Genomic DNA, 3,091 nt, shown 5'->3' with positions numbered 1-3,091 from the left:
GTCCCGCCCGTCCTTTTTGGACGGGCGGGACGCCCATCCCACAAACTTGTGGAAGTTATTTAATTCTCATTCCTAAAATAACCGTTACAAGGCAAGTAGTGAGGACTTCATTCTTCACTACAAACCAATTTGATCGTGCAGGTTATAGCGGACATAATATCACCCGTTATGGACACACTCCGACTTCTCGAAACCGGGTTTTTTACGCCCGTGTGCGGCCTGCGATGCGTCTTTTCGTAAAAAAAAATCAGTTTCTTGGTCCCCATGCGTCCAGGACTATAGAATTGGAAAAAATAAGCTGATTCGGTGTAATCTCTTTCTATTAGACCTCTTGCAAAAATCCTTTTCATCAATTGATGGGACGGGCTCTGGGGCCCATCCCACAACAGTTATTTTTTATTGTGGGATGGGCCGAAGAGCCCGTCCTATTTATTTTTGCAAGAAGTCTATTAATTCTGCGCTTTTCCGAATGCCTTCTGCCTTCGGGTGACTAATTGCCCGATCGCCTTAACCGCAATACTGGGATGAAAAAGTACAGCAGGCGACTCAATCATGTGCACAACTTCCACAAATGCTTGACAAACTTTAGCATCTGAGACCAGCACTTTTAACACCAAATCCATGTAATCAATTGTCAGCCGCGTAGGGAGGTTTAGTTTTGCACCTTCACTTCCCGGATAGCGGGAATCCTGACTGATGGCAAATATCCAAGGAATTGTATGTAATTTTGCTAATTTTTGTTGAAATTGTCGAGAGAAACCTTTTAAATTGCCTTCCCGATAGCGCTGCCGCTGCTTTTGGAGGCATTCATCTAGCATCTGAACATCCAGTGCCGCAACCGTCATTCCGTGTCCGTATATCGGGTTAAAAGTGCAAACTGCATGACCGATAATTATTAAGTTTTCAGGATAACGAGGCAGGCGCTCGTAGTGGCGCCAACGATTTTCTGTACCTCGATAACTATAAATAGGTGTTATTGCTTCTGCGTCTTTAATTGCATCATAAATTGTCGGGGTTGGCAGAGTGCGGACAAATTCTAGAAAACCTGCTTCGTCTGCAGGGGGATAATCGCGATCGCCCCCGTTGAGACTCACCAGCCAGCGATTGCCTTCGATCGGGAAAATTGCACCGCCGCGGGTGCGCACTGGCGGTCCTATTGACACAAATACTGGCGCTGTGTCTGACAATTTACCGCTGCATTTATAGATGCGACTGGCATAGCCGACAAAAGCATTGATAGCGGTTTCTTGCGGAGGTTCATAGCCCAAACTTTTCAACCATTGAGGTGTTTTGGAAACTTTGCCACTCGCATCGACTACCAAATCTGCATTCAAATTCTCTGTATGGATGTTAGTCCGGTTGTGGCGATCGCAAAAACGCACCGACACGCCAGTAACCTCCGCGCGCGAGGCATTCGTCAGCAACCCCGTTACTGTGCCTCCTTCGAGGAAATGCACCTTCGTATTTTCAGCCAACCTGCGGCGAATTTGCCAATCAAGTAAATCCCGACTGAAGATAATTAAATCATTTAGATCCGGGCTAAATTGCGGGGCCCAACCCGCCGGACTAAACCACCCGATCGACCTCGGATCTACACTAGGAGCACCAGCAGCTACGAGTTCCTTTTCCAAGCCGGGAAAAAACTCTTCTAGGATCATTTTTCCCCGATTTAAAAACAGGTGAAGGTGACGGGATTGAGGAATCCCGGGGCGAGGTGCGGGTTTTTCTGGGAAAAAATCTCCTTCAACAATACTTACTCGATCGAAGTGTTTTGCTAATACTCTAGAGGCCAACAGTCCTGCTAAACTGCCGCCAATAATAATTGCATGACTTTTTCGCTGCACGATCGAATTCCTTGAAGGCTAATGTGCTATGGCATTGGTAGATGAATTGTAAACAATTTGTCTCGCTTCTGTAAAAAATCTTTATATCCCTCTACCAAAGATTTGGCTGTGCGATTATTTTAACTTACGGTGGGGTCTGGGGGAGGCTATAAGTCCCACGTCCTAGCCGGAACGGGAGGCGTGGGATACATGGACATCCCCCAGGCTAATTTTATCCGGTCAACTCCGGTAAAATTAGCAATTACCATATTTATGGATTGTGGTAATATTTTTTCTATGATTACTCTCAACTACAGTTACCGCCTATATCCCGACAAAAAGCAAGTCGAGCTACTGTCAGAATGGCTCGAAACTTGTAGAGTTGTATATAACTACGCACTCAGGGAACTAAAGGACTGGATTGCTTCTAGGAAGTGTCCAGTAGATAGATGTAGTTTGGAATCGGAGTATATCATGAGTGCTGACTATCCCTTTCCTGGATATCAGCAACAGCAAAACAGCTTGCCCAAAGCCAAAAAAGAGTTCCCAAGGTTAGCAGCAGTACCTTCTCAGGTATTGCAAACAACCATTAGAAGGTTGCATGACGCTTGGGACTTTTTTCAAAATAGGGGTTATGGTTTTCCGAGGTTCAAGAAGTATGGACAAATGAAGTCTATACTGTTCCCTCAGTTTTCCAGTAATCCAATTACAGGTTGGCAAATAAAGCTACCTAAACTAGGAAAAGTTCAAATCAACTTGCACCGACCCATACCAGAAGGTTTTGCAGTTAAGCAAGTCAGAATTTTCAAAAAGGCAATGGGGTGGTTTGCTGTAGTCAGCATCCAATCTGATATCTCTATTCCAGACCCAATACCGCACGGTCATTTCATTGGAATAGATGTCGGATTGGATAAATTTTTAGTAACCAGTGATGGGTTCGTAGAACCAGGACACAAATTTTTCAAGGATATGCATCGTCGGTTGAAAGTGCTACAACGCAGACTGTCCGAAAAAAAGAAGCGTTCTAAGAACTACGAAAAAGCCCGAATCAAACTAGAAAAGCAGCACAATCATATCGCATTCAAGCGTAAAGACTATCAGTTCAAACTGGCTCACAAATTGTGCGATCTGGCTGACACCATCTTCGTTGAAGATATTGACTTCCGAGTCATGGCGAAGGGATTCTTAGGATCGCGAATTAAATAACTTACAATTTTAATTGTTATTGTGGGATGGGCGTCCCGCCCGTCCTTTTTGGACGGGCGGGA

At 44.9% G+C, this 3,091-nt stretch carries 2 protein-coding genes; one reads left to right on the top strand and one right to left on the bottom strand.

Annotated features, from left to right (window positions below; all coding sequences use genetic code 11):
- Nucleotides 1-449 precede the first annotated feature (449 nt).
- Entirely contained in the window at nucleotides 450-1,844 is a 1,395-nt protein-coding gene (locus ACUVJL_RS30415) for an NAD(P)/FAD-dependent oxidoreductase (protein WP_445249246.1), read from the bottom strand.
- A 129-nt stretch (nucleotides 1,845-1,973) separates the two neighbouring features.
- On the opposite strand from ACUVJL_RS30415, the gene ACUVJL_RS30410 reads away from it, so the two are divergent.
- The gene (locus ACUVJL_RS30410) at nucleotides 1,974-3,029 is read left to right on the top strand and encodes an RNA-guided endonuclease InsQ/TnpB family protein (protein ID WP_445249245.1); all 1,056 of its coding nucleotides are present in this window, start codon (nucleotides 1,974-1,976) and stop codon (nucleotides 3,027-3,029) included.
- Nucleotides 3,030-3,091: the final 62 nt, after the last annotated feature.

The organism is Microcoleus sp. OTE_8_concoct_300, assembly GCF_031383065.1.
In the GTDB taxonomy this organism is placed as follows: domain Bacteria; phylum Cyanobacteriota; class Cyanobacteriia; order Cyanobacteriales; family Microcoleaceae; genus Microcoleus.
This window is presented reverse-complemented; position numbering and strand designations above follow the sequence as displayed.